The sequence below is a fragment of the Nocardia brasiliensis genome (assembly GCF_042691675.1).
GTDB lineage: Bacteria > Actinomycetota > Actinomycetes > Mycobacteriales > Mycobacteriaceae > Nocardia > Nocardia brasiliensis_D.
In genome coordinates this window covers 1,366,707-1,386,506 of sequence record NZ_CP170507.1, presented here as the reverse complement: position 1 = coordinate 1,386,506, position 19,800 = coordinate 1,366,707, and the positions used below count along the sequence as shown (strand labels likewise).

The 19,800-nt window shown below is 66.1% G+C and carries 20 protein-coding genes; 6 read left to right on the top strand and 14 right to left on the bottom strand.

The window, feature by feature from the left end; translation table 11 throughout:
* The first annotated feature begins 1 nt into the window (after position 1).
* The gene (locus tag ACFK0J_RS06425) at positions 2-1,216 is read left to right on the top strand and encodes an RDD family protein (RefSeq protein ID WP_378737436.1); all 1,215 of its coding nucleotides are present in this window, start codon (positions 2-4) and stop codon (positions 1,214-1,216) included.
* On the opposite strand, the gene yhjD is transcribed toward ACFK0J_RS06425, so the two are convergent.
* From yhjD to ACFK0J_RS06410, 3 genes are all read right to left on the bottom strand, one after another.
* Positions 1,172-2,197 (bottom strand): inner membrane protein YhjD, encoded by a 1,026-nt coding sequence (yhjD, locus tag ACFK0J_RS06420; RefSeq protein ID WP_378737434.1) that lies wholly within the window; start codon positions 2,195-2,197, stop codon positions 1,172-1,174. The two genes, ACFK0J_RS06425 and yhjD, sit on opposite strands and share 45 nt — an antisense overlap.
* Positions 2,198-2,238: 41 nt before the next feature.
* Positions 2,239-3,270, bottom strand: a complete 1,032-nt coding sequence (gene trpS / locus ACFK0J_RS06415) for a tryptophan--tRNA ligase (RefSeq protein WP_378737432.1) — start codon at positions 3,268-3,270, stop codon at positions 2,239-2,241.
* Between the two features lie 73 nt (positions 3,271-3,343).
* Positions 3,344-4,276, bottom strand: a complete 933-nt coding sequence (locus ACFK0J_RS06410) for an oxygenase MpaB family protein (RefSeq protein WP_378737430.1) — start codon at positions 4,274-4,276, stop codon at positions 3,344-3,346.
* Positions 4,277-4,581: 305 nt separating this feature from the next.
* On the opposite strand from ACFK0J_RS06410, the gene ACFK0J_RS06405 reads away from it, so the two are divergent.
* A complete protein-coding gene (locus ACFK0J_RS06405; RefSeq protein ID WP_378737428.1) occupies positions 4,582-5,148 on the top strand; it encodes a TetR/AcrR family transcriptional regulator in 567 nt (188 codons plus the stop codon).
* A 10-nt stretch (positions 5,149-5,158) separates the two neighbouring features.
* Here ACFK0J_RS06405 and ACFK0J_RS06400 read toward each other — a convergent pair whose 3' ends face one another.
* The 3 genes from ACFK0J_RS06400 to ACFK0J_RS06390 are packed head-to-tail and all read right to left on the bottom strand — an operon-like array spanning position 5,159 to position 6,845.
* Complete coding sequence (locus tag ACFK0J_RS06400; RefSeq protein WP_378737426.1) at positions 5,159-5,647, bottom strand: barstar family protein; 489 nt, start codon at positions 5,645-5,647, stop codon at positions 5,159-5,161.
* Positions 5,647-6,129 (bottom strand): ribonuclease domain-containing protein, encoded by a 483-nt coding sequence (locus tag ACFK0J_RS06395; protein ID WP_378737425.1) that lies wholly within the window; start codon positions 6,127-6,129, stop codon positions 5,647-5,649. Before ACFK0J_RS06395 ends, ACFK0J_RS06400 begins: the two co-directional genes overlap by 1 nt.
* Positions 6,126-6,845, bottom strand: a complete 720-nt coding sequence (locus tag ACFK0J_RS06390; RefSeq protein ID WP_378742668.1) for an exodeoxyribonuclease III — start codon at positions 6,843-6,845, stop codon at positions 6,126-6,128. The genes ACFK0J_RS06395 and ACFK0J_RS06390 overlap by 4 nt, the downstream gene beginning before the upstream one ends.
* A 122-nt stretch (positions 6,846-6,967) precedes the next feature.
* On the opposite strand from ACFK0J_RS06390, the gene ACFK0J_RS06385 reads away from it, so the two are divergent.
* A complete protein-coding gene (locus ACFK0J_RS06385; protein WP_378737423.1) occupies positions 6,968-7,876 on the top strand; it encodes an alpha/beta fold hydrolase in 909 nt (302 codons plus the stop codon).
* An 88-nt stretch (positions 7,877-7,964) separates the two neighbouring features.
* Positions 7,965-8,648, top strand: a complete 684-nt coding sequence (locus ACFK0J_RS06380; protein ID WP_378737421.1) for a hypothetical protein — start codon at positions 7,965-7,967, stop codon at positions 8,646-8,648.
* 7 nt (positions 8,649-8,655) lie between these two features.
* Here the strand turns inward: ACFK0J_RS06380 and ACFK0J_RS06375 are convergent, their stop codons facing one another.
* The 6 genes from ACFK0J_RS06375 to ACFK0J_RS06350 form a co-directional block, all read right to left on the bottom strand.
* On the bottom strand, positions 8,656-9,516 hold the full coding sequence (locus ACFK0J_RS06375; RefSeq protein ID WP_378737419.1) for an alpha/beta fold hydrolase: 861 nt from the start codon (positions 9,514-9,516) through the stop codon (positions 8,656-8,658).
* Between the two features lie 122 nt (positions 9,517-9,638).
* Positions 9,639-10,901: an acyl-CoA dehydrogenase family protein gene (locus tag ACFK0J_RS06370; protein ID WP_378737417.1), complete on the bottom strand. Its 1,263-nt coding sequence runs from the start codon at positions 10,899-10,901 to the stop codon at positions 9,639-9,641.
* A 26-nt stretch (positions 10,902-10,927) separates the two neighbouring features.
* On the bottom strand, positions 10,928-11,806 hold the full coding sequence (locus ACFK0J_RS06365) for an SDR family oxidoreductase (RefSeq protein WP_378737415.1): 879 nt from the start codon (positions 11,804-11,806) through the stop codon (positions 10,928-10,930).
* A gap of 79 nt (positions 11,807-11,885) precedes the next feature.
* A complete protein-coding gene (locus ACFK0J_RS06360) occupies positions 11,886-12,764 on the bottom strand; it encodes a MaoC/PaaZ C-terminal domain-containing protein (protein WP_378737413.1) in 879 nt (292 codons plus the stop codon).
* Between the two features lie 70 nt (positions 12,765-12,834).
* Entirely contained in the window at positions 12,835-13,272 is a 438-nt protein-coding gene (locus ACFK0J_RS06355; RefSeq protein ID WP_107654289.1) for an SRPBCC family protein, read from the bottom strand.
* A gap of 96 nt (positions 13,273-13,368) precedes the next feature.
* Positions 13,369-14,574, bottom strand: coding sequence for a lipid-transfer protein (locus ACFK0J_RS06350; RefSeq protein ID WP_378737411.1), 1,206 nt, complete (start codon positions 14,572-14,574; stop codon positions 13,369-13,371).
* 396 nt (positions 14,575-14,970) lie between these two features.
* Here ACFK0J_RS06350 and ACFK0J_RS06345 point away from each other — a divergent pair, with 396 nt between their 5' ends.
* On the top strand, positions 14,971-16,623 hold the full coding sequence (locus ACFK0J_RS06345; RefSeq protein WP_378737409.1) for a purine-cytosine permease family protein: 1,653 nt from the start codon (positions 14,971-14,973) through the stop codon (positions 16,621-16,623).
* Between the two features lie 124 nt (positions 16,624-16,747).
* Entirely contained in the window at positions 16,748-17,923 is a 1,176-nt protein-coding gene (locus ACFK0J_RS06340; RefSeq protein ID WP_378737407.1) for a serine hydrolase domain-containing protein, read from the top strand.
* Between the two features lie 8 nt (positions 17,924-17,931).
* Here ACFK0J_RS06340 and ACFK0J_RS06335 read toward each other — a convergent pair whose 3' ends face one another.
* Together ACFK0J_RS06335 and ACFK0J_RS06330 are read right to left on the bottom strand one after the other, a co-directional pair.
* Positions 17,932-18,576, bottom strand: a complete 645-nt coding sequence (locus ACFK0J_RS06335; protein WP_378737405.1) for a TetR/AcrR family transcriptional regulator — start codon at positions 18,574-18,576, stop codon at positions 17,932-17,934.
* A 52-nt stretch (positions 18,577-18,628) separates the two neighbouring features.
* Positions 18,629-19,795 carry an MFS transporter gene (locus ACFK0J_RS06330; RefSeq protein WP_378742666.1) on the bottom strand — a complete coding sequence of 389 codons (1,167 nt, stop codon included), beginning with the start codon at positions 19,793-19,795 and terminating at the stop codon, positions 18,629-18,631.
* Positions 19,796-19,800: the final 5 nt, after the last annotated feature.

Sequence of the window (19,800 nt, the reverse complement as noted above, 5' to 3'; positions counted from 1 at the left end):
GATGACCATGGCCGATGATGTCGTCGCGCCGTTGCCCGCCCAATCCTGCCCGGCAACGAGGCTCGCTATGCGGAAAGGCATTTTCGTCCGCTGGCTGCTCTTCCTGATCGGCCTGGCGTGCTTCCCGCTCACCGTGGTGTTGATCGATATCGAAGATCGGGTCGATTCGAACCTGGCAACGCTCGTTTCGCTCGGTATCAATCTTGCCGCCGCCGCCATGACGGTAGGACTGATCCTGGGTGGCGTGCTCCTATGGATCAACCGGCGGAGACGGAAAGCGCTGCAGCGGTACCCCTGGTCGCCCTGGCCGGTGAATTACCTCGCCACCGGCCGCTATGAATGGGTACAACTCCTCGATCAGCATCGCCGACCGGTGTCTACGCTCACCTTGAGCACCTGGCCCAGACATATCGGAAAGCTGGTGAACCACAAGACTTCCGAAATCTGGTTCGCCGGTGACCCGATGAAGTACGGCGTTGTCTCCCGACCCGGGGGCGGCGATCTGCGTTACGCCTACCGCTCCAGGTCCAGAACTCCTCCCCGATTCACCTTCCGGGCAACAGATTCGAGCGCCGAGCCGGATTCGAATGCGTCCTCGCGGCCGCAGTACCAACTGATACGGGAGCGCGGACACACCTCGGTGCAGCCGGTAGGCGAACCGCGGGGCAAGCCGAAACGACATGGCGCGAAAGACGACGACCGATACCCGTCACCACGCATGCTTCGCCGCGCCCTCGCCTTCATCGTCGATTGGGTCCTCCATGTGGGATGTGGAGTCGGTGCGGCGCTCGCCGTAGGCCCCGGGTTCTCGCCAGCTGCCATCGCCCGACACGATTGGCAACACCTCGGCGTGAATCCGGTTGCCGTGATCGGTTTCTTCCTGGCCGCGTCCGCGTTCGACCGGGTTGTCTTTCAGGCCATCTTCCACACCACCGTGGGCAAAGCGCTGTTCGGTTTGGTGGTCATTCGTCCGCAAGACGGCACATACCCCTCATTCGGTCGCCTGCTGGCGGTATGGCTCTGCGATCTGTACCTGCCGATCGGCGTCGTCGGAGGTGGAACCGGTCCGGACGAGCTCGGCGACTACTTCCTGCCCGCCGTACGGCGGCGAGACGTGGCGCACAGGCGGACAGGCGAGACATCGTTGTCGGGGCTTGCCGGTGGTCGCGGGTCAGCGGCGGGGGCGGCGCAGACCCGAAAGGGCAAGGGCGGCTAAAGCGCCCGCACCGAAGAAGGTGGCGCCCGCGCCGACGGAGAGTTCGCGGGCGGAAACGCGCGGCGCGATGACCGCGGCCGGGGGCGGCGGAACATCTGCTTCGCGCTCGTTGTCCGAGGCGGTGGCGGCCCATGCGGTGGCGAACAGGATGATGCGATAGGTGATGTAGCTGAAAACCATCAGACCGATGATCGAGCCGAACGCGGCGCCGGCGGGGCTGGACAGCACGGTCTGCAGGTAGATCGATGCGACGAACTTGAACACCTCGAAGACCACGGCGGCCAGTGCCGCGGCCTTGGCCGCACTGGCCAGGGTGACCGGTTCACGCGGCAGCCGCGCGATGATCCAGGCGAACACCGCCCAGGAGGCGAGGAAGCCGAGAAAGATCGATACCAGCGCCAGCAAGAACCGGGCACCGGGCAGGTCCGAAAGGCCGAGGCTGATCAGCAGCCGCGCGCCGAGCGTGCTCGATGCCAACGCGGAAAGCCCGAGCGAGACAACGAAGGCCAGGCCGAGGCCGAGCAGCGCGCCGAGATCGGACAGCTTGGCCAGAAACCAGTTCTGTTCCTGCGTCTTCTGCTCCCACTGCTCGGTCAATGCCGCGCGCAGGTTGGCCATCCAGCCGAGCCCGGTATAGAACCCGGTCAGCAGACCGAGCACGCCGACCGTGCCGCGCGACTCGACGGCCTTGTCCACCAGCTCGTTCAGTTGCTCACCCAGCGAGCCAGGAATGTTTTCGACGATCTTGGTCTGCACCTCGCCGAGCAGCTCCGGGTTGCTCGACAGCACGAAACCCGCGACCGCGAAGGCGACCATCAGCAGCGGAAACAGCGAAAGCACCGTGAAATACGTGATGCCCGCCGCGTAGTAGTCGCCGCGCTGACGTTGATACCGCCCGCCCGCGCGCACCAGGTGGTCCAGCCACGGCAGCGCCTGGATCCGTCGTTCGATCCCGGCCTTGATGTTGTCGATCACCTGCACCAGTTCGCCCCCTTCAGGAGAGATCTCGCAGGTTCCGCCCGTTAGCGGGCCAGCAGGCCCATTCGGTCGTATACCTGTGCGAGGGTGTTGCCGGCGATCTCTCGCGCGCGCTCGGCACCGGCGGCGAGGATACGGTCGAGTTCGCCCTGATCCGACAAATACTCTTGCACCTTCGCCTGCAGTGGCGTGACAAATTCGACCAGCGCGTCGGCCACATCGGATTTCAGGTCGCCGTAGCCCTTGCCCGCGTAATCCTGTTCGAGCGTCACGATCGGGTTGCCGGACAGCGAGCTCAGGATCACCAGCAGATTGCTCACCCCCGGCTTCTGCTCCGGGTCGTAGCGGATCTCCCGCTCGGTATCGGTAACTGCCGAGCGGATCTTCTTGGCGGTCACCTTCGGATCGTCGAGCAGGTTGATCAGGCCCGCGTCGGTGGACGCCGACTTGCTCATCTTCGAGGTCGGATCCTGCAGGTCGTAGATCTTGGCGGTGCCCTTGACGATGTGCGCCTCCGGCACCACGAACGTCTTCTTGAACCGGGTGTTGAAGCGCTGCGCCAGGTTTCGGGTCAGCTCCAGATGCTGACGCTGGTCCTCGCCGACCGGCACCTGGTGGGCGCGGTAGAGCAGGATGTCGGCCGCCATCAGGACGGGGTAGGTGAACAGGCCGACGGAGGCGTTCTCCGCGCCCTGCTTGACCGACTTGTCCTTGAACTGGGTCATCCGGCTGGCCTCGCCGAACCCGGTGATGCTGCTGAGCACCCAGGCCAACTCGGCATGCTCGGGTACCTGGCTCTGCACGAACAGCGTCGACTTCTTCGGGTCGATGCCGAGCGCGAGCAGCTGGGCGGCGGCGGCCTTGGTCTTGGCCCGCAGCTCTTTCGGGTCCTGCGGCACGGTGATCGCGTGCAGGTTCGGGATGAAATACAGCGAGTCGTAGTCGTCCTGCATGGTCACCCAGTACTGCAGCGCCCCAAGGTAGTTACCGAGGTGGAACGAGGTACCGGTGGGCTGGATCCCGGACAGGACCCGCTGCTTGCGTTCAGCGGCCGGGGTTTCTGCAGGAACGGACATACCCCCGATCTTTCCATGCTCGCCCACCCGTCGCCCGGCCACCACCCCTCAACGAGTCGCCACGCGACGCTGCTCAAATTGAATTTCGCTGCACCCAGTTCCGCGGGTCGACCCCCGGCATGCTCGGCCGCCCGGTACCGACGAGTTGGCGTTCCCGCTGGGAAACGAGCTTGTAGACCGGGGCGCTAGGTCCGGCCAGGGTGCCGCGCAACACCGGCGGCACCAGCGGCGGCGCGACATGCGCGGTCCGCACCGCCTGAGCCAGCGCCCGGTAGGCCACCTGTTCGGCCCTCCCCCAGCGCATCCCGTACATCTGCCGGATCCGCGGCGGCAGGCTGCCCTGCACCAGCAGGAAGAACGCGGAGGTGACCTGCTGCAACGGCATCCGCTGCGGATACGGCACCCGCTGCCCCGCCAGGTACGAGCCGACCAGCCGCGCCTCGTCGGTGAGGAACAGCTCATCGGAGGCCAGGTAGGCGGCGAAGGACGCGCGGAAATCCGAGTAGCTGTCCGGCGCCGCCGCTCTGGGCATGCCGAAGAGCTCGGCCCAACGCACGTAATCCTGGTAGAGGCCCTCGCGTTCGCCGTCGGTCATGGTGCGGACCAGCAGGTCGTACATCACCTCGGCGGAGTCGAAGGTGAACGCCATCGTCATGTACATCAGCTGCGGGTCGAGCGCGGAATAGCCGGTGCCCGCCGGATGGTGTGCGCCCGCATCTTCGGGCAGTGCGCCGCGCACCTTCGCGTGCTTCTTCGTGGTGAACGCGAGCGCGCGGTCCGCCTCGTCCTTGCTGCCGAGGAAGACGGCCTCGAACAGGTGGCCGGTGAGCGCGAGCCGCGTGTAGGGCGTCATCCGATGTTCGGTGTTCTCCGCGGTGCCGACGTAGAGCAGCGGGTGCACCGCCCCGACGACCAGGGCCCGCTGGCCGTAGGTCAGGCCGACCGCACGCTTGCTCATTACCCGCCGGGCCATCGAGTGGTCGCTGAAGTAACCGGGCTGCGACATTTCTGCCTCCTCATCGAGAGCATCTGGCAACAGCATCCGCCAGATTCGCAATTCTGGCAACACTCTCTGCCTGAATTGAGCCGTGCCAGAATCAAACTGTGACTGCATCGCGTAGCGATTCTGTGGGGGGTGGCGGCCGGGTGACGGGTGGGCCTGCATCGCGTAGCGATTCCGTGGGGGGTGGCGGCCGGGCGACGGGTGGGCCTGCATCGCGTAGTGGGCCTGCATCGCGTAGTGGGGCTGCGTCGCGGACCTATGGCGGCATTTCCGCGGACGAGCGCCGGGCGCAGCGGCGCGCGGCGCTGTTGGAGGCCGCGCTGGAGATCATCGGCACCCAGGGGCTCGCCAAACTGACCGTCTCCGGTTTGTGCGCCCAGGCCGGACTCAACGAGCGGTACTACTACGAGAGCTTCGACAGTCGCGATGCCGTGCTGACGGCGCTCATCGACACGATCGCCGAGGAACTCGCGATCGCGATCGTCGCGGCGGTCGGCACCGCCCCGAAGGACTCGCGAGGCACGGCGCGGGCCGCGATCGCCGCGGGCATCCATCTGCTCACCGATGACCCGCGCAAGGCCAAGGTCGCATTGGTCGCGGGCATGGCCACGCCGGAGTTGCGGGCCCGCACCACCGAAACGGTCCGGGTGTTCGCGCGGATGGTCGCGGCCGAGGGCATCGACTTCTACGGGATCGATGACCCGCAATCGGATCCGGCGATCGACTTCCGGGCCAACTATCTGGTCGGCGGGCTGGTGCAGACGCTGACGGCCTGGCTACAGGGCGAGCTTCCGCTCACCCGCGACGAGTTGATCGAGCACACCACCGACGTATTCGTCTTGCTCGGTGAGGATTTGGCGCGCCGGTTGGCGTAAGCCGGTTCACTCAGAGTTCCAGTGAAACATCCTGCAAGCCGGTCGATTCGCCTTGCAGGACAACACGGAACGGGATGCCCTTGCGTGACCAGTACTCGGCGCAGTCGCGCATTGCCGCGGCGAACCACTCCCGTTCGGTCGGCTCGTCAACCAGCAGGCGGGCCGAATCGCGGACCACGAGGACGTATCCGGTGCCGTCGCCGACGAAATCGTCCAGATCACGCAGGCATTCGTCGAAGGCGTCCTTGTTCTCGCCGAAGTAGTACGGAAACTGCAGCGCGGCGGCGACTTCATCGAACACCCGCTTGACCGTCCGCATCTTCGCGCCGCGCAATTCGCGCACCAGGTAGCCGGACGGCGCGCGGTAACGCAAGCCGCTCAACTCGGCCGCATCGACGGTGGCCGCACCAACTGTCGGGGCGGCGGCGAGCCGCTGTGCGCTGGAATCGGATTCGGCAGGGCGAGCAAGAAACTGTGACAACGTGACGGACTCGGTCATCAGCGCATCCTCGTGAAGGTCTCGTAGTGGTCCCCGGTGTACCAGGCGGTTCCGTCGCTGCCGGTGACGATGCGCTCGGCATCGCGAGATCGGCCGCGTAGCTTGGGATTCACGTCCCACTCCTGGTAGGTGATCGGCTTGCCCGCGGCATCTTTGGCGGGCAGCGTGGCTTCGCGATTCATCCAGCGATCGCCGCCCTTGGTGCCGGGGGCGTTCGCCGAATCGGGCCAGCGCCCCGCATCTATTTCGCGCAAAGTGGTGTAGGCGCGGTCCGGAACGCCCGGCGCGCGACCGGTCGGCGCGGCGGCGTCCGGCGGCGGTAGCTGGGTTGCGGCGGGCGCGCTGTTGGTGGTGCGGGTGGCCGGGGCCGTACCGGTGTCGTTGCCCTCGCTACGCAATCCGAGGACAACGGCCGCGACCAGCGCCAGCGCCGCCGCACCGACCACGGCGAGCGTGCGAATTGCCTTCGGCGGCAGGTTCATCGGTACTGGACCGTGACCGGGGCGTGGTCGGACCAGCGCTGGTCGTAGGCGGCGGCCCGTTCCACGACGGCCTGCTTGGCGCGCGCCGCGAGATCGCCGCGGGCCAGCTGGTAGTCGATGCGCCAGCCGGTGTCGTTGTCGAAGGCGCGGCCGCGGTAGGACCACCAGCTGTACGGGCCGTCGACGCCCGGGTGCAGCTTGCGCACCACGTCTACATAACCCGCGGCGAGCAGTTGATCGATCCAGGCTCGCTCGTCCGGCAGGAATCCGGCCGACTTCAGGTTGCCCTTCCAGTTCTTCAGGTCACGCTCGGTGTGCGCGATGTTCCAGTCACCGCTCACCACGAAATCACCGGTGTGGGCGGTGAGATAAGCGCCGAGTTCGGCCAGGTAGCGGTACTTTTCGTCCTGGCGCGGGGTGCCCGCGTCGCCGGAGTGCACGTAGACGCTGGCCACGGTGACCTCGTCGAAGTCGGCCTCGAGATAGCGGCCGGACGCGCCGAACTCGCTGCTGCCGAAGCCGATTCGCACCGCGCTCGGCTCCCGCCTGGACAGGATCGCGACACCGGCCCGGCCCTTGGATTCCGGCTCGGCGTGCGCCAGCCACCACCCGTCGGCCAGGGCCGGTGCCAGCGCCGCTCTGGTCTGCTCGTCGGTGGCCCGCGTCTCCTGGACGCAGACGATGTCGGCCTCGGTGGCGGCGAGCCAGGCCAGCATGCCTTTGCCCGTAGCCGCGCGGACGCCGTTTACGTTCACAGTCGAAATGATGTAGGCCACCGGACGACCGTACAATGCTGGTCAGATGAATTCCTTCGGACACTGCCGTCCAGGAAGGGGTGATGACGATGTCGTCTGACACCTCCAAGTCCCCGGCCGCCGCGAGCGCCGCCCGCCCGCCAGTCACCGCCAAGCCCAAGCCCGCCATGCCCAAGGCCGTCAAGGCACTGCACATGGGCTCGGGCGACCCGCTGCTGCTGTTGCACGGCTTCATGATGTCGCCGCACTGCTGGGAGCAGACCGCGACGCGGCTGGCGAGTCAGTGCGAGGTGTACGCGCCCGCCTTCGCCGGCCACTGGGGCGGTGAACTCGCCGACGGCTGGTCGGTCGACGTGCACTCGCTGGCCGACCGCATCGAGGATCAGCTCGACGATCTCGGCTGGCGCACCTGCCACATCGCGGGCAACTCGCTCGGCGGATGGGTCGGTGTCGAACTCGCCCGGCGTGGCCGGGCCCGCACGCTCACGCTGATCGCCCCGGCGGGCGGCTGGCACATTCCCTCGCTCACCCAGCTGCGCGTCAGTCTGAAGTTCCTGTCCCTGATTCCGGTCCTCGAAATCGGCAAGCGGCTGGGCGGTTTCGCGGTCCACAATCCGATCGCCCAGCGGTTCGCGCTGCTCGCGCTGAGCAAGAACGCGTCCGCGGTGTCCCGCCGTGACACCGCCGCCGCCATCATGGCCGCGCTGCACTGCCCGTCCATGCTCCCGTTCATCGTCGGCAGCATCCGCGGCCCCGAACAAGAAGACCTGTCCACCTTGCAGACGCCGGTCCGCTTGCTGCTGTCCGAATACGACCGCGTCATTCCCAACCGTGTCTACGCCCGCCGCTACCTGAAGGAGCTCCCCGACTCGGCCGACCGCATCGTCGTCCACGGCGTCGGACACGTCCCGATGCTCGAGGCACCCGACCGGATAGCCACCCTCATCGCCGAACACGTCTACGCCAGCCGCAACCGCCTCCGGGCAGTGTGAGGCACCGGATATCCACAGGTCAGAAAGTTATCCCCAGATCCGCGCGAGGCCTCCAACGCGGTCTCGCGGACGCCTACTGTTTCGAGGCATGGGGAGTACACAAGTAGACCGCGCAGTGCACCAACTTCGCAGCGATGTCGACGGGCTCTACGAACTGACCAGCAGAATGAACCGGGAGGCCAAGAAAACGGACAGCGTAGTTCGCGACATCGACCTACGGCTCCGCCGGTTGGAAAAGACGTCCGGACGGCAGTTCGGTCTACTGCTCGCCACCCAGCGACAACACGGCCACCGCTTGGACCGCGTGGAATCCATCCTGGAAACCGTTGCGGTACAGGTGAATCGGCTGAGCGCCCAGATGAACGATCTGGCACCGCTACCGGCACAGTTCAACCAACTCGAAGCCAAGGTGAACGAACTCACCTCGCTGCCAGCACAGTTCAACCAACTCGAAGCCAAGGTGAACGAACTCGCGTCACTGCCAGCACAGTTCAACCAACTCGAAGCCAAGGTGAACGAACTCGCGTCACTGCCAGCACAGTTCAACCAGCTCGAAACACGGATGAATCAGCTCGAAACACGGTTCGATCGGCTCGAAACACGGTTCGACCATCTCGAAGGACGATTCGACCAGCTCGAAGCGCGGGTCGGTCAGCTCGAAGGCCGCATGACTCTGCTGGAAGCTGCCGTGCACCAGAACACGAGGACCCTCGATGTGGTGGTCGAACTGCTGCGGAAGCAGCAGTCTGTTTCCCAAGGGGATGCGGGCTAGCCGGTGTTCAGGAGGCGACGTCGGAATGCTTGTCGGCGGTTCGGTTGGGAAATTGCAGGAGTAGTTCGCAGACCTTGTCTGGAACATCTAGTTGAGGGCAGTGGCCGACGCCGGGGAGTATGACCAATTCGCTGTCCGGGAGCAGAGCGTGCAGGGTTCGGGCGGCGGAGACAGGGATGATGCGGTCGTTGGTGCCGTGCACGATGAGAACGGGGCAGGTGATGGTGAGATCGATGTGGCCGGAAGGGTGTTCGCGGGCGTAGCGGACGGCGTCGCGGCCGCGTGCCGCGACGGCACGCATGTCTGGAATGGAACGGACTGCGGTGCTGAGGAATTCAGGGTCGGCGACGATGCCGGGACCGTAGACGAGCCGGGCGGCCGCGCGCCGTACACCCCAGCGCACCAGCGAAGTCGGAATGGGTAGGAGGCCGACCAGGCGGAAGAAGAATCGGTATTCCCGCAGGCGTCCGATGCGGGCCAGCCAATGCCGCGCCAACAGCGGCTCGTCGAGGGCGACCACTGCGGTGACCTCACCTGCCGAATGCCTGGCTGCGGCATGCAGTGCGGTGGCCGCGCCGAGGGAGTTGCCGACGAGGATCAGCGGGCCGTGCTCGGCGATGATCGCATCGACGAACGCGTCGAACTGCGGCGTCATCGGGCCGGACCCGCGCCGGTCGGCCAAGCCGAAGCCGGGGAGGTCGACGGCGAAGGCGGTGCGGCCCGCGGCCGCGAGCGCGGTGAGGACCCCGCGCCAGGTATCGGCACTGTCGGCGTAGCCGTGCAGTAGCAGAATCGGGACGCCGGACCCCGAGACGGAGAGCACCCGGGTATTGAAGTCGTGGTAGCGCGCGGTGGTTTCGGTGATCATCGGCCGGTGGCCCTTCGCGAGCGGCACCGTGACAGGTGCGCAGGACTATCGGCGTTTCCGAGTGCGGGACAGGAGATCCCGGATGCGCACGCCGTTGTAGCGCACCCGGGCTCCGTATGCGGTTAAGCCAGCAGCCCCTTGGCGATGTGAGTCACCTGGATCTCGTTGCTGCCCGCGTAGATCATCAACGACTTGGCATCGCGCGCAAGCTGTTCCACCCGGTACTCGGTCATGTACCCGTTACCGCCGAACAGCTGCACCGCCTCCATGGCGACCTCGGTGGCCGCCTCGGACGCGTACAACTTCATCGCCGACGCCTCGGCGAGCGTCGGCGGCTTGCCCGCGCGCCCGCGTTCCAGCGTGTTGAACACCATGTTCTGCACGTTGATCCGCGCGATCTCCATCTTGGCCAGCTTGAGCTGGACGAGTTGGAAGCGGCCGATCTCCTGGCCCCACAGCTTGCGATTCTTGGCGTAATCCAGGCAGAGCCGGTGACATTCATTGATGATGCCCAGCGCCATGAAGGCCACGCCGACGCGTTCGGCGGTGAAGCTGGAGCGGGCGCTCTCCCTGCCGTCGCCGCCCTTGTGCTCCTCGGTCTCGCCGAGCAGCCGGTCCTTGCCGAGGCGGACATTGTCGAAGAACAGTTCACCGGTGGGCGAGGCGTGCAGCCCCATCTTCTTGAACGGCTTGCCCTGGGTGAGCCCCTCCATGCCCTTGTCGAGGACGAAGGTGAGCACCTTGCGCTCGCGCTTGTCGCCGCCGTCACCCTCGTCCAGCTTGGCGTAGACGATCATCACATCGGCGAACGGCCCGTTGGTGATGAAGGTCTTCTGACCGTTCAACAGGTAGTCGTCGCCATCCCGCCGAACATAGGTCTTCATGCCGCCGAACGCGTCGGATCCCGAGTCGGGCTCGGTGATCGCCCACGCCGCGACCTTCTGCATCGTCACGATGTCGGCGAGCCAACGCTCCTTCTGCGCCAACGTGCCGCGCGACATGATGGTCGTGGCGCCGAGTCCGATGCTGACACCCATCGCGGTGACCAAACCCATGCAGACGCCGGACAATTCGCCGATCAGCACCGCCATCAGCGATTCCTGCCCGGCGAACGGGCTACCGCCGGAAGACTTTTCCTTCTTCTTCTCCGGCAGCGGCTCGCCTGCGGCGATGGACTCAGCCTTCGCCCGCTCCTTGGCGAGCAGTTTCTGCACCGCTTCGCCGCCCATGGCGTCGATCCCGAACTCGCTGAACAGCTTCCGGATGATCGGGTACGGCGACAGTTCACCGCTGTCCAGTGCGTCCAGGTTGGGCCGGATTTCCTTGTCGATGAAGGTCCGCACGGCATCGCGGATCAGCACATCGGTCTCGGACCATTCGAACATCGTTGTTCTCCTTCAGTTCCGCGAGCTCAGGGCAACCGTGCGGAGATGTCGTCGATCAACCACGGTCCCTCGGTCTCGATCGTCTTCACATCGTGCCAACCGGCCAGTTCGGAGATGGCCCCGCCCTGCACCGCGAACACCTTGCCGGTGATCGGGCACTTGTCCGAGGCGAGGTAGGCCACCAGCGGCGAGATATTGGCCGGGCTGAACGCGTCGAATTCGCCCTCGGCGACCTCGTCGGCTTCGGCCGCCATCATGGCGCCCATGCCCGGCGTGGCCAGGGTGAGCCGGGTGCGCGCGATCGGCGCGATGGCGTTGACCCGCACGCCGTAGCGGGCCAGCTCGTCGGCGGCGACCAGGGTGAGCGCGGCAATCCCCGCCTTGGCCGCGCCGTAGTTGGCCTGGCCGGCGTTCGGCACCGTGGTTCCCGAGGCGGACGCGGTGTTGATCACCGCGGCGTTCGGCTGGTTGCCCGCCTTGCTCTGGTCTTTCCAGTAGGCGGCGGCGTGGTGCAGCACGGCGGCGTGGCCCTTGAGGTGCACGGCGATCACCGCGTCCCACTGCGCCTCGTCCATGCCCGCGATGAAGGCATCGCGCAGGATGCCCGCGTTGTTGACCACGATGTCGAGCCCGCCGAGCTCGGCGATCGCCTGGTCGATCACGTTCTTCGCGCCGTCCCAGGTGGCGATGTTCGCGGTGTTGGCGACCGCCTTACCGCCCGCCGCGATGATCTCGTTGACAACTTCTTGCGCGGGGGTGGTGTCGGTACCCTCGCCCTCGTTGCTGCCGCCGAGGTCATTGACGACCACGGCCGCGCCCTCCCGCGCGAACAGCAAGGCGTGCTCGCGGCCGATGCCGCGACCGGCGCCGGTGATGACGGCTACCCGGCCTTCGAGTGCACCCATCGATGTCTCCTCTTCCTGACGTTTGTGCTGAATATTGCGAGCGGGGCCGGGACGACGCGCTACGTCGTCCCGGCCGAGCTCAATCGGCGATCTCGGCGAGTCCGTCGCTGAGGACCACGTCCTCGCCGCGCACGGTTTCGAAGGCATAGGTCGTGACACCGTCGGCCGAGCCGACCCGCCAGATGCGCGTCTCCAGATCGTCACCGGGGAAGACCATCTTGGCGAAGCGCACCGCGAATCGCCTGAGCCGGTTGACATCCGACCCGGCGACCTCGGTGAGCACGGCCCAGGACGCGAACGCCATGGTGCACAGCCCGTGCGCGATGATGCCGGGCAGCCCGGCATCCTTGGCGACCTGGTCGTCCAGGTGCAGCGGCACCGGGTCACCGGAAGCCGGTGCGTAACGGAAGGTTTGGTCGTCGTCGACGTGCTGCGGCACGACGGCGACCGGGTCCTGCGTCCGCAGGCTCTCGTCGAACTTGTGCGCGGGCGCTGCGCTGCCGACCGACTTGCCCGCATCGATATTGCGGAAGAACGCGGTCAGGTACTGCTCGTTGACCAGCTCCCCTTCCTCGGTCTTGCATTCGATGAGGATGGTGATGGTCGTGCCGTTGGACCGGCTGGTGTAGCCGATCGCCTTGGCCCGCGAGACCAGCTTGTCGCCGGGTCGGATCGCCCGGTGGAAGTGGAAGTCCTGCTCGCCGTGCACGACTCGGCCGAAGATGTCCATCGGCGCGACATCGATCACCGGCATCATCATGGCCTCGAAGACCGGGACGATGGCGAAGACCGGCGAGGCCACCTTGCCCGCGAGGTGCGCCTCGATCGGATCATTGGTCGCCGCGGCGTATTCGGCGATCCGCTCGCCGGTGACCTCGAAACGCTCGTCGTCACACCAGATTTCGAGACCGGCGTCGTCGAATTCGACCAGCCGTGCCGTAGTTGTCTCCGACGTCATGCGGTGTCCTCTCCGGCCTGCGCACCGAGCCCGCCGTGGTTACGCGGGCTGCCGCCTCCGGGCCCGGCTCTCATGCCGAGGCCAGCGCGTCGAGCTGCTCGAGGGACTTGTCCAGCTGCTTGAGACCGTCCTTCTCGACCGCTTTGCCGAGCGCACCCTTGATCAGCGCGCCCTCGAAGTCACCGGACACCAGGATGGTGCTGCCACCGTCGCCCTTGGGCTGGATGTCGAAGGTGAATTCGGTCTTCACTCCGGCCATGCCGGTGCCGCCGAGGGTGAGCTTGGTCGGCTGCTGCACCGAAACGACGGTCCACTCCAGCTTGTTCGCCATGCCGAGCATGACGATCTTGGCGACCAGCTTCGAGCCCTCGGTCAGCACGGCGGGCGGCTCCTCCATGAAGCGCTCGTGGATGGTGAACCACTTGTCCCAGGTGTTGGGGTCGGAGACGACCGTCCACAGCGCCTCGGGGGTGGCGTTGACGTCCTTGGTGGCTTCGATGTGTCCCATGAGATGACTCCTCGTCGAGTTTCGTTGTGCAAGTTCAGCGCTGCGCTGGATGACGCTTCGCGAGCTCAGCGCTGGGTGGGATGACGCTGCGCAAGCTCAGCGTTCCGCGCGCTGGTAGGCGGTCACGACGGCGGCGCCGCCGAGCCCGATGTTGTGCTGCAGGCAGGCGGTGACGTTGTCGACCTGCCGCTTGTCGGCGGCGCCACGCAGCTGCCAGGTGAGTTCGGAGCACTGCGCCAGACCCGTCGCGCCCAGCGGATGACCCTTGGAGATCAGGCCGCCGGAGGGATTCACCACCCACTTGCCGCCGTAGGTGGTCAGGTTGTCGTCCACCAGCTTTCCGGCTTCACCCTCGCCGCAGAGGCCGAGCGCCTCGTAGGTCAGCAGTTCGTTGGCCGAGAAGCAGTCGTGCAGTTCGATGGCCTGGAAGTCCTCCGGGCCGAGGCCGGACTGCCGGTAAACCTGCTGCGCCGCTTGAACTGTCATGTCGTAGCCGACGAGGTTCTTGGCGGTGTTGTCGAAGGTGGACTGGAAGTCGGTGGTCATTGCCTGTCCGACGATCTCCACCGCCTGCGCGGCCAAATCGTGCTTGTCCACGAACGCCTCGCTGGCCAGGATGACCGCGCCGGAGCCATCGGAGGTCGGCGAGCACTGCAGCTTGGTGAGCGGGTCGTAGATCATCCGCGAGCCGAGGATGTCGTCCATCGAATACTCGTCCTGGAACTGCGAATACGGGTTGTTCACCGAGTGCTTGTGGTTCTTGTAGCCGATCTTGGCAAAGTGCTCCGCGGTGGTGCCGTACAGCTTCATGTGCTCGCGGCCGGCGGCGCCGAACATCCACGGTGCCACCGGGAACAGCACCTCGGAGATCTCGGCGAGCGCCATGATGTGCTTGGCCATCGGCTGCTCACGGTCGTCCCAGGTGGAACCGAGCGAGCCCGGCTGCATCTTCTCGAAGCCGAGCGCCAGTGTGCAGTCGGCCAATCCGCCCCGAATCGACTGTGCCGCAAGGTACAGCGCGGTGGACCCGGTCGAACAGTTGTTGTTGACGTTGACCACCGGGATGCCGGTCATGCCGAGCTCGTAGACCGCGCGCTGGCCGGAGGTGGATTCGCCGTAGACGTAACCGACATAGGCCTGCTCCACCAGGTCGTAGGCGATGCCCGCGTCGGCGAGCGCCTTGGTCCCCGACTCCCGAGCCATGTCCGGGTAGTCCCAATCGGTGCCGTCTTCGTTCTTGCGGCGGCCCGGCTTCTCGAACTTCGTCATGCCGACGCCGACGACGTAGACCTTGTTCGCCATCGAACTCCTCAGATAGTGCCTGCTCCGGCGCGCCGCGCCGGTGCTGTCCGCAGCGCGGGCAGCGGTGGCTGATCCGTCCGGATCGACCTGAAAACAAACATACAGAGATGTATGTAAGTACGCAAGGTTGTCACCGTTACCCGGGGTTGCGCCTATCGAATAGCCAGCTCGTCGCCCGCTGCCGAAGACATACCGACGAGGGGGTATGTATCGCCAGTTCACGCTGGTAGGCAGCGGGTTGCCGAGACGCCCGAGCGCAACGGAATCCTTTGCTGTGACGTGACTCACCCCCGGTAAGGACGTAACAGCCGCGTAATCGTCCGGAAATTGCCCGTCCACAACCGTGTACGACCGTCGAACAGTTGTTGTTGTTCAGGCGGGGATGAGGAGTAAAACGTGGTCGAGCTAGAGACCCGATCGTCGAATTCCGACGGGATCGCCGCAGCCAAAGAAACACTCGAGGACTACACGCTGCGGTTCGCGCCACGGAGTTACCGGAAGTGGAGCCCGGCGGTCGTCGGGATCTCCGCCCTCGGCGGCATCGCGTACCTGGCCGACTTCGCCATCGGCGCGAATATCGGCATCGCGCACGGCACCGGAAACGCCTTGCTGGGCATCGGGTTCTTCGCGATCGTCGTCATGCTGACCGGATTTCCGCTCGCCTACTACGCGGCGCGCTACAACCTCGACCTCGACTTGATCACGCGCGGTAGCGGTTTCGGTTACTACGGCTCGGTGCTCACCAATGTGGTGTTCGCGTCGTTCACGTTCATCTTCTTCGCGCTGGAAGGGTCGATCATGGCCCAGGGGCTGGAATTGGGGCTGAACATACCCCTGTGGCTCGGCTATCTCGCTTCGACGCTGATCATCTTCCCGCTGGTCATCTACGGCATGAACACGCTGGCCAAGTTGCAGGTATGGACGACGCCGCTGTGGCTGCTGCTGATGGTGCTGCCGTTCGGGTTCCTGCTGGTGCGCCACCCGGATTCGGTGTCCTCGTTCTTCGCCTACGGCGGCGAAAATGGTTCCGGCGTAAGCGTTTCCGGTACGCTACTGGCCGCTGGCGTGTGCCTGTCGTTGATCGCGCAGATCGCCGAGCAGATCGACTACCTGCGCTTCATGCCGCCGCGCACGCCGGAGAACGCGCGCAAGTGGTGGACCTGGATGCTGCTCGCCGGTCCCGGCTGGGTGGTCTTCGGCGCGCTCAAGCAGGTGGTCGGCCTGTTCCTCGCGGTGTATCTGATCGCGAATCTGCCTGCCGCGCAGGGCATCGCCAACCAGCCGGTGCACCAGTTCCTGGAGATCTACCGCGATATGGTGCCGGGCTGGCTGGCCATGACGCTGGCCGTGGTGCTCGTCGTGATCAGCCAGATCAAGATCAATGTCACCAATGCGTACTCGGGGTCGCTCGCCTGGACGAATTCCTACACCCGGGTTACCAAGTCGTACCCCGGTCGGCTGATCTTCCTGGCCGTGAACCTGGTGATCGCGCTGATCCTGATGGAAGCCAACATGTTCGACTTCCTCAACAACATCCTGGGCTTCTACGCCAACTGCGGCATCGCCTGGATCGTCACCGTGGCAACGGATATCGCGGTCAACAAGTACCTGCTGAAGATCTCGCCGAAGCAGCCGGAGTTCCGCCGCGGCATGCTCTACGACTTCAATCCCGTCGGCCTGGTCGGCTTCGGTCTCTCGGCGGTGCTGTCGATCATGACCTTCTTCGGCATCTTCGGTGATCTGCTGAAGCCGTACTCCCCGATCGTCGCGCTGGTGGTCGCGTTCGTCGCCACCCCGCTCACCGCCATCGCCACCAAGGGCAAGTACTACCTGCGCCGCAGCGACGACGGCATCGACCTGCCGATGTTCGACGAGCACGGCAACCCCTCCGGCGAGACGCTGACCTGCCACGTCACCGGCCTGGAATTCGAACGCCCGGACATGATCGCCTCGGCCGTCCCCGGCCCAGCGGGCGAAATCCAATACATCAGCTCCCTCGCCCTCTCCACCGACAAACCCGGCCATCACCTCCTCCCCCGACAGCACTGATCTCGCGGGCGAAAGGGACATGACCGAGGCGTCACTCGACGTTTGCCTCGGTCATGTCCCTTTCGTCGACCTTGGTGGGGGGGATCGGTTAAAGTCGGGGGACGGATCTCACGCGGGGGGTTTGATGTTGTTGCGGCGGTTGGGGATTGCGTTCGTTTCGGCCGTCGTGCTGGTCGGGTCGGCAGGGGCGAGTGCCGTGGCGGCTCCGGCGGTTGCGGAGCGTGTCGGGTTGCAGCGGGCCATGGACGAGCTGATCGCGGCCGGTGCGGCCGGGGTCCAAGTACGGGTGCACGACCAGCACGGTGAGTGGACGGGTAGCGCCGGGGTGGCGGAGTTGGGCCGTCCGGAGCCGGTGCCGGTGGACGGGCGGTTCCGGATCGGCAGCATCACCAAAACCTTTGTGGCTACGGTGCTTTTGCAGTTGGTCGGCGAGGGTCGGCTCGGGCTGGAAGATCCGGTGGCCCGGCACTTGCCTCAATTCGGCCTGGACCCGCGCATCACCGTGCGAATGGTGTTGCAACACACCAGCGGCCTGTTCTCGTACACCGGCGAATTTAGGCCCGACGGGACCATCGAAACCGGGATTCTGCCGGAGTCGGGCAGGGCATCCGTGGACGCCTTCTATCGTGACTACCGCCCAGACGAACTGATTCGGTTCGCACTGACCAAGCCGGCGCGGTTCGAGCCGGGCACCGACTGGTCGTACTCCAACACGAACTATCAACTTGCCGGGATGCTGATCGAAAGGCTCACCGGATTGCCGTACGCCTTGCAGATCTACAGCCGCATCGTGGCGCCGCTCGGCCTGTGGGAGACCCTCGTGCCAGGGACTTGGCCGGAGATCATCGGACCGCACGCACACGGCTACCTGGTGTACGAGGAGAACGGCGCGCAGCTCACTGCCGACCTGACCCGCCAAAATCCCTCGTGGGCAGGGGCCGCGGGCGAAATGATCTCCTCCACGCGAGATCTCGACACCTTCGTCAGCGCCCTGTTCGGCGGCCGACTCCTCGCGCCGCCACTGCTCGCCGAGATGCGGACGACCCGGCCGATGGCACCCGGTATGGACTACGGTCTCGGATTGCTGCAACAGGAGTTCGGCCCGGACTGCGTCGGTATCGGTCACAACGGAAACGTCCCGGGCTATTACTCGGAGGCGTACAGCACGACCGATGGCACCAGACGCTTCGAGATGTCGGTGACCACGGGAACCGTCCTACGCTGGGACGATTTCGAGGGCTTCGCCGAGCTTTTCGCGAAAGCGAACGCCGTCGTCACCCAAGGCCTGTGCGGCGAATAGCCGCCCGCTCACTCCGCCGCGCGCACGTCGGCGAGCGCGGCCTCGGCGATGTTGCGCAAGTGCGCGGTCGCCCGACGCCAACGACGTTGCGCCCGTTCGTTGTCCGGGTCGATGAAGTTGGAGACCAAGATGCCGCGCAGCGCGTCCATCGCGGTGTAGATGAAGTCGCGGGCTTCCTTGCGGCGGATCTCGTCCGGCACGAACCGGGCGACGGCCATCAGGACGGCGTTGTTCACGAACGGCTCGACCTTCTCCATCGCCGCGGCCAGCACCGGATCGGTCCGCCCGGCCACCCACAGCTCGACGGTCGCGATGAACAGCGGACCCTGGTGCAGCTCCCACAGGAAATCCAGCGCCGCGGCGACCGGATCGTTGCCACGTTCGACCTTGGCCATTTCCCGCATGGCGGTCTCGGCGCGCAGTTGCGCCAGGTGACTGATTGCGGCAACCACCAGGTCGGTCTTGGATCCGAAGTGGTGCACCTGCGCGCCACGGGTGACCCCGGCTCGTTCGGCGACCCGCGGCGTCGTCGTCCCCGCGTACCCGTACTCGACCAGACAATCGATGGTCGCGTCGAGCAGTCGGGTGCGCATCTCGGTGCTGCGCTGTTCCTGGGTGCGGCGCTGCGGTTTCGCGACTTCGATCCTGGCCATCCGGCGATTCTACACTTACATACAGTTCTGTATGTTCAGGCGAACCGTGGCATCAGGCGATGAGCGCCGCGGCCGCGACGAGGCGGGCGTCCCGGCGGGCCGCCCAGACGGTGATCGCGAACAGCAACACACCGACGACGGCCAAGCCCGCGCCGACCATGGCGGGCGCGGTATAGCCGAGCCCGGCCGCGATCACGGCACCGCCGAGCCACGCGCCCGCGGCGTTGGCGATGTTCAACGCGGCGTGGTTCAGCGCGGCGGCCAGCGTCTGCGCCTCGTGCGCCACGTCCATCAGCCGAGTCTGCAATCCGGGCGCCAGCGACGCACCGGTCGCGCCGACCAGGAATGCCCCGATCGCGGCGGTGTACGGATTGTGCGCCGCCGCAACAAATGCGGCGAGGATGACGGCCATGCCGATCATCGAGGCATAGATCGCCCGATCCACGCCGCGGTCGGCCAGCACCCCGCCGACGATGTTGCCGACCACCATGCCGACACCGAACAGCATCAGCACCACTGGAACCAGGCCGGGCGACATCCCGGCGACACCGGTGAGCGTGGTGGTGATGTAGGTGTACACGGCGAACATGCCGCCGAAGCCGACCGCGCCGACCAGCAGTGTCAGCAGCACCTGGGGTCGGCGGAGTGCGCCGAGCTCGGTGATCGGATTGGTCATCGTGATGCCGGTGAGTTCGGGCACGTACCTGATCAGGGCGGCTACCGTCGCCAGCCCGATGATCGCGACAACCACGTAGGCGTCGCGCCAGCCGAGATGCTGGCCGAGCCAGGTCGCGCTGGGAACGCCGACGACATTGGCGGCGCTCAACCCGAGCATAACCGCGGCAACCGCCTTCGCGCGTTGCCCCACCGGGGCCAGCGTGGCGGCGGCCAGCGAGGCAACGCCGAAGTACGCGCCGTGCGGCAGGCCGGAGACGAACCGCGCGAGCACCAGCGTGCCGAAGGTCGGCGCGAGCACGGTCGCCGCGTTACCCAGGGTGAACGCGGCCATCAGGGCGATGAGCAGTTTCTTGCGGGAGACCCGCGCACACAGGGCGGCGATGACCGGCGCGCCGATCACCACACCGAGCGCGTACGCGGACACCGCGTGTCCCGCGGTCGGCTCGGAGACGCCCATCGCGCGGGCGATGTCCGGCAGCAAACCCATGGTGACGAATTCTGTTGTGCCGATGCCGAATCCGCCGAGCGCCAGCGCGAGCATGGCCG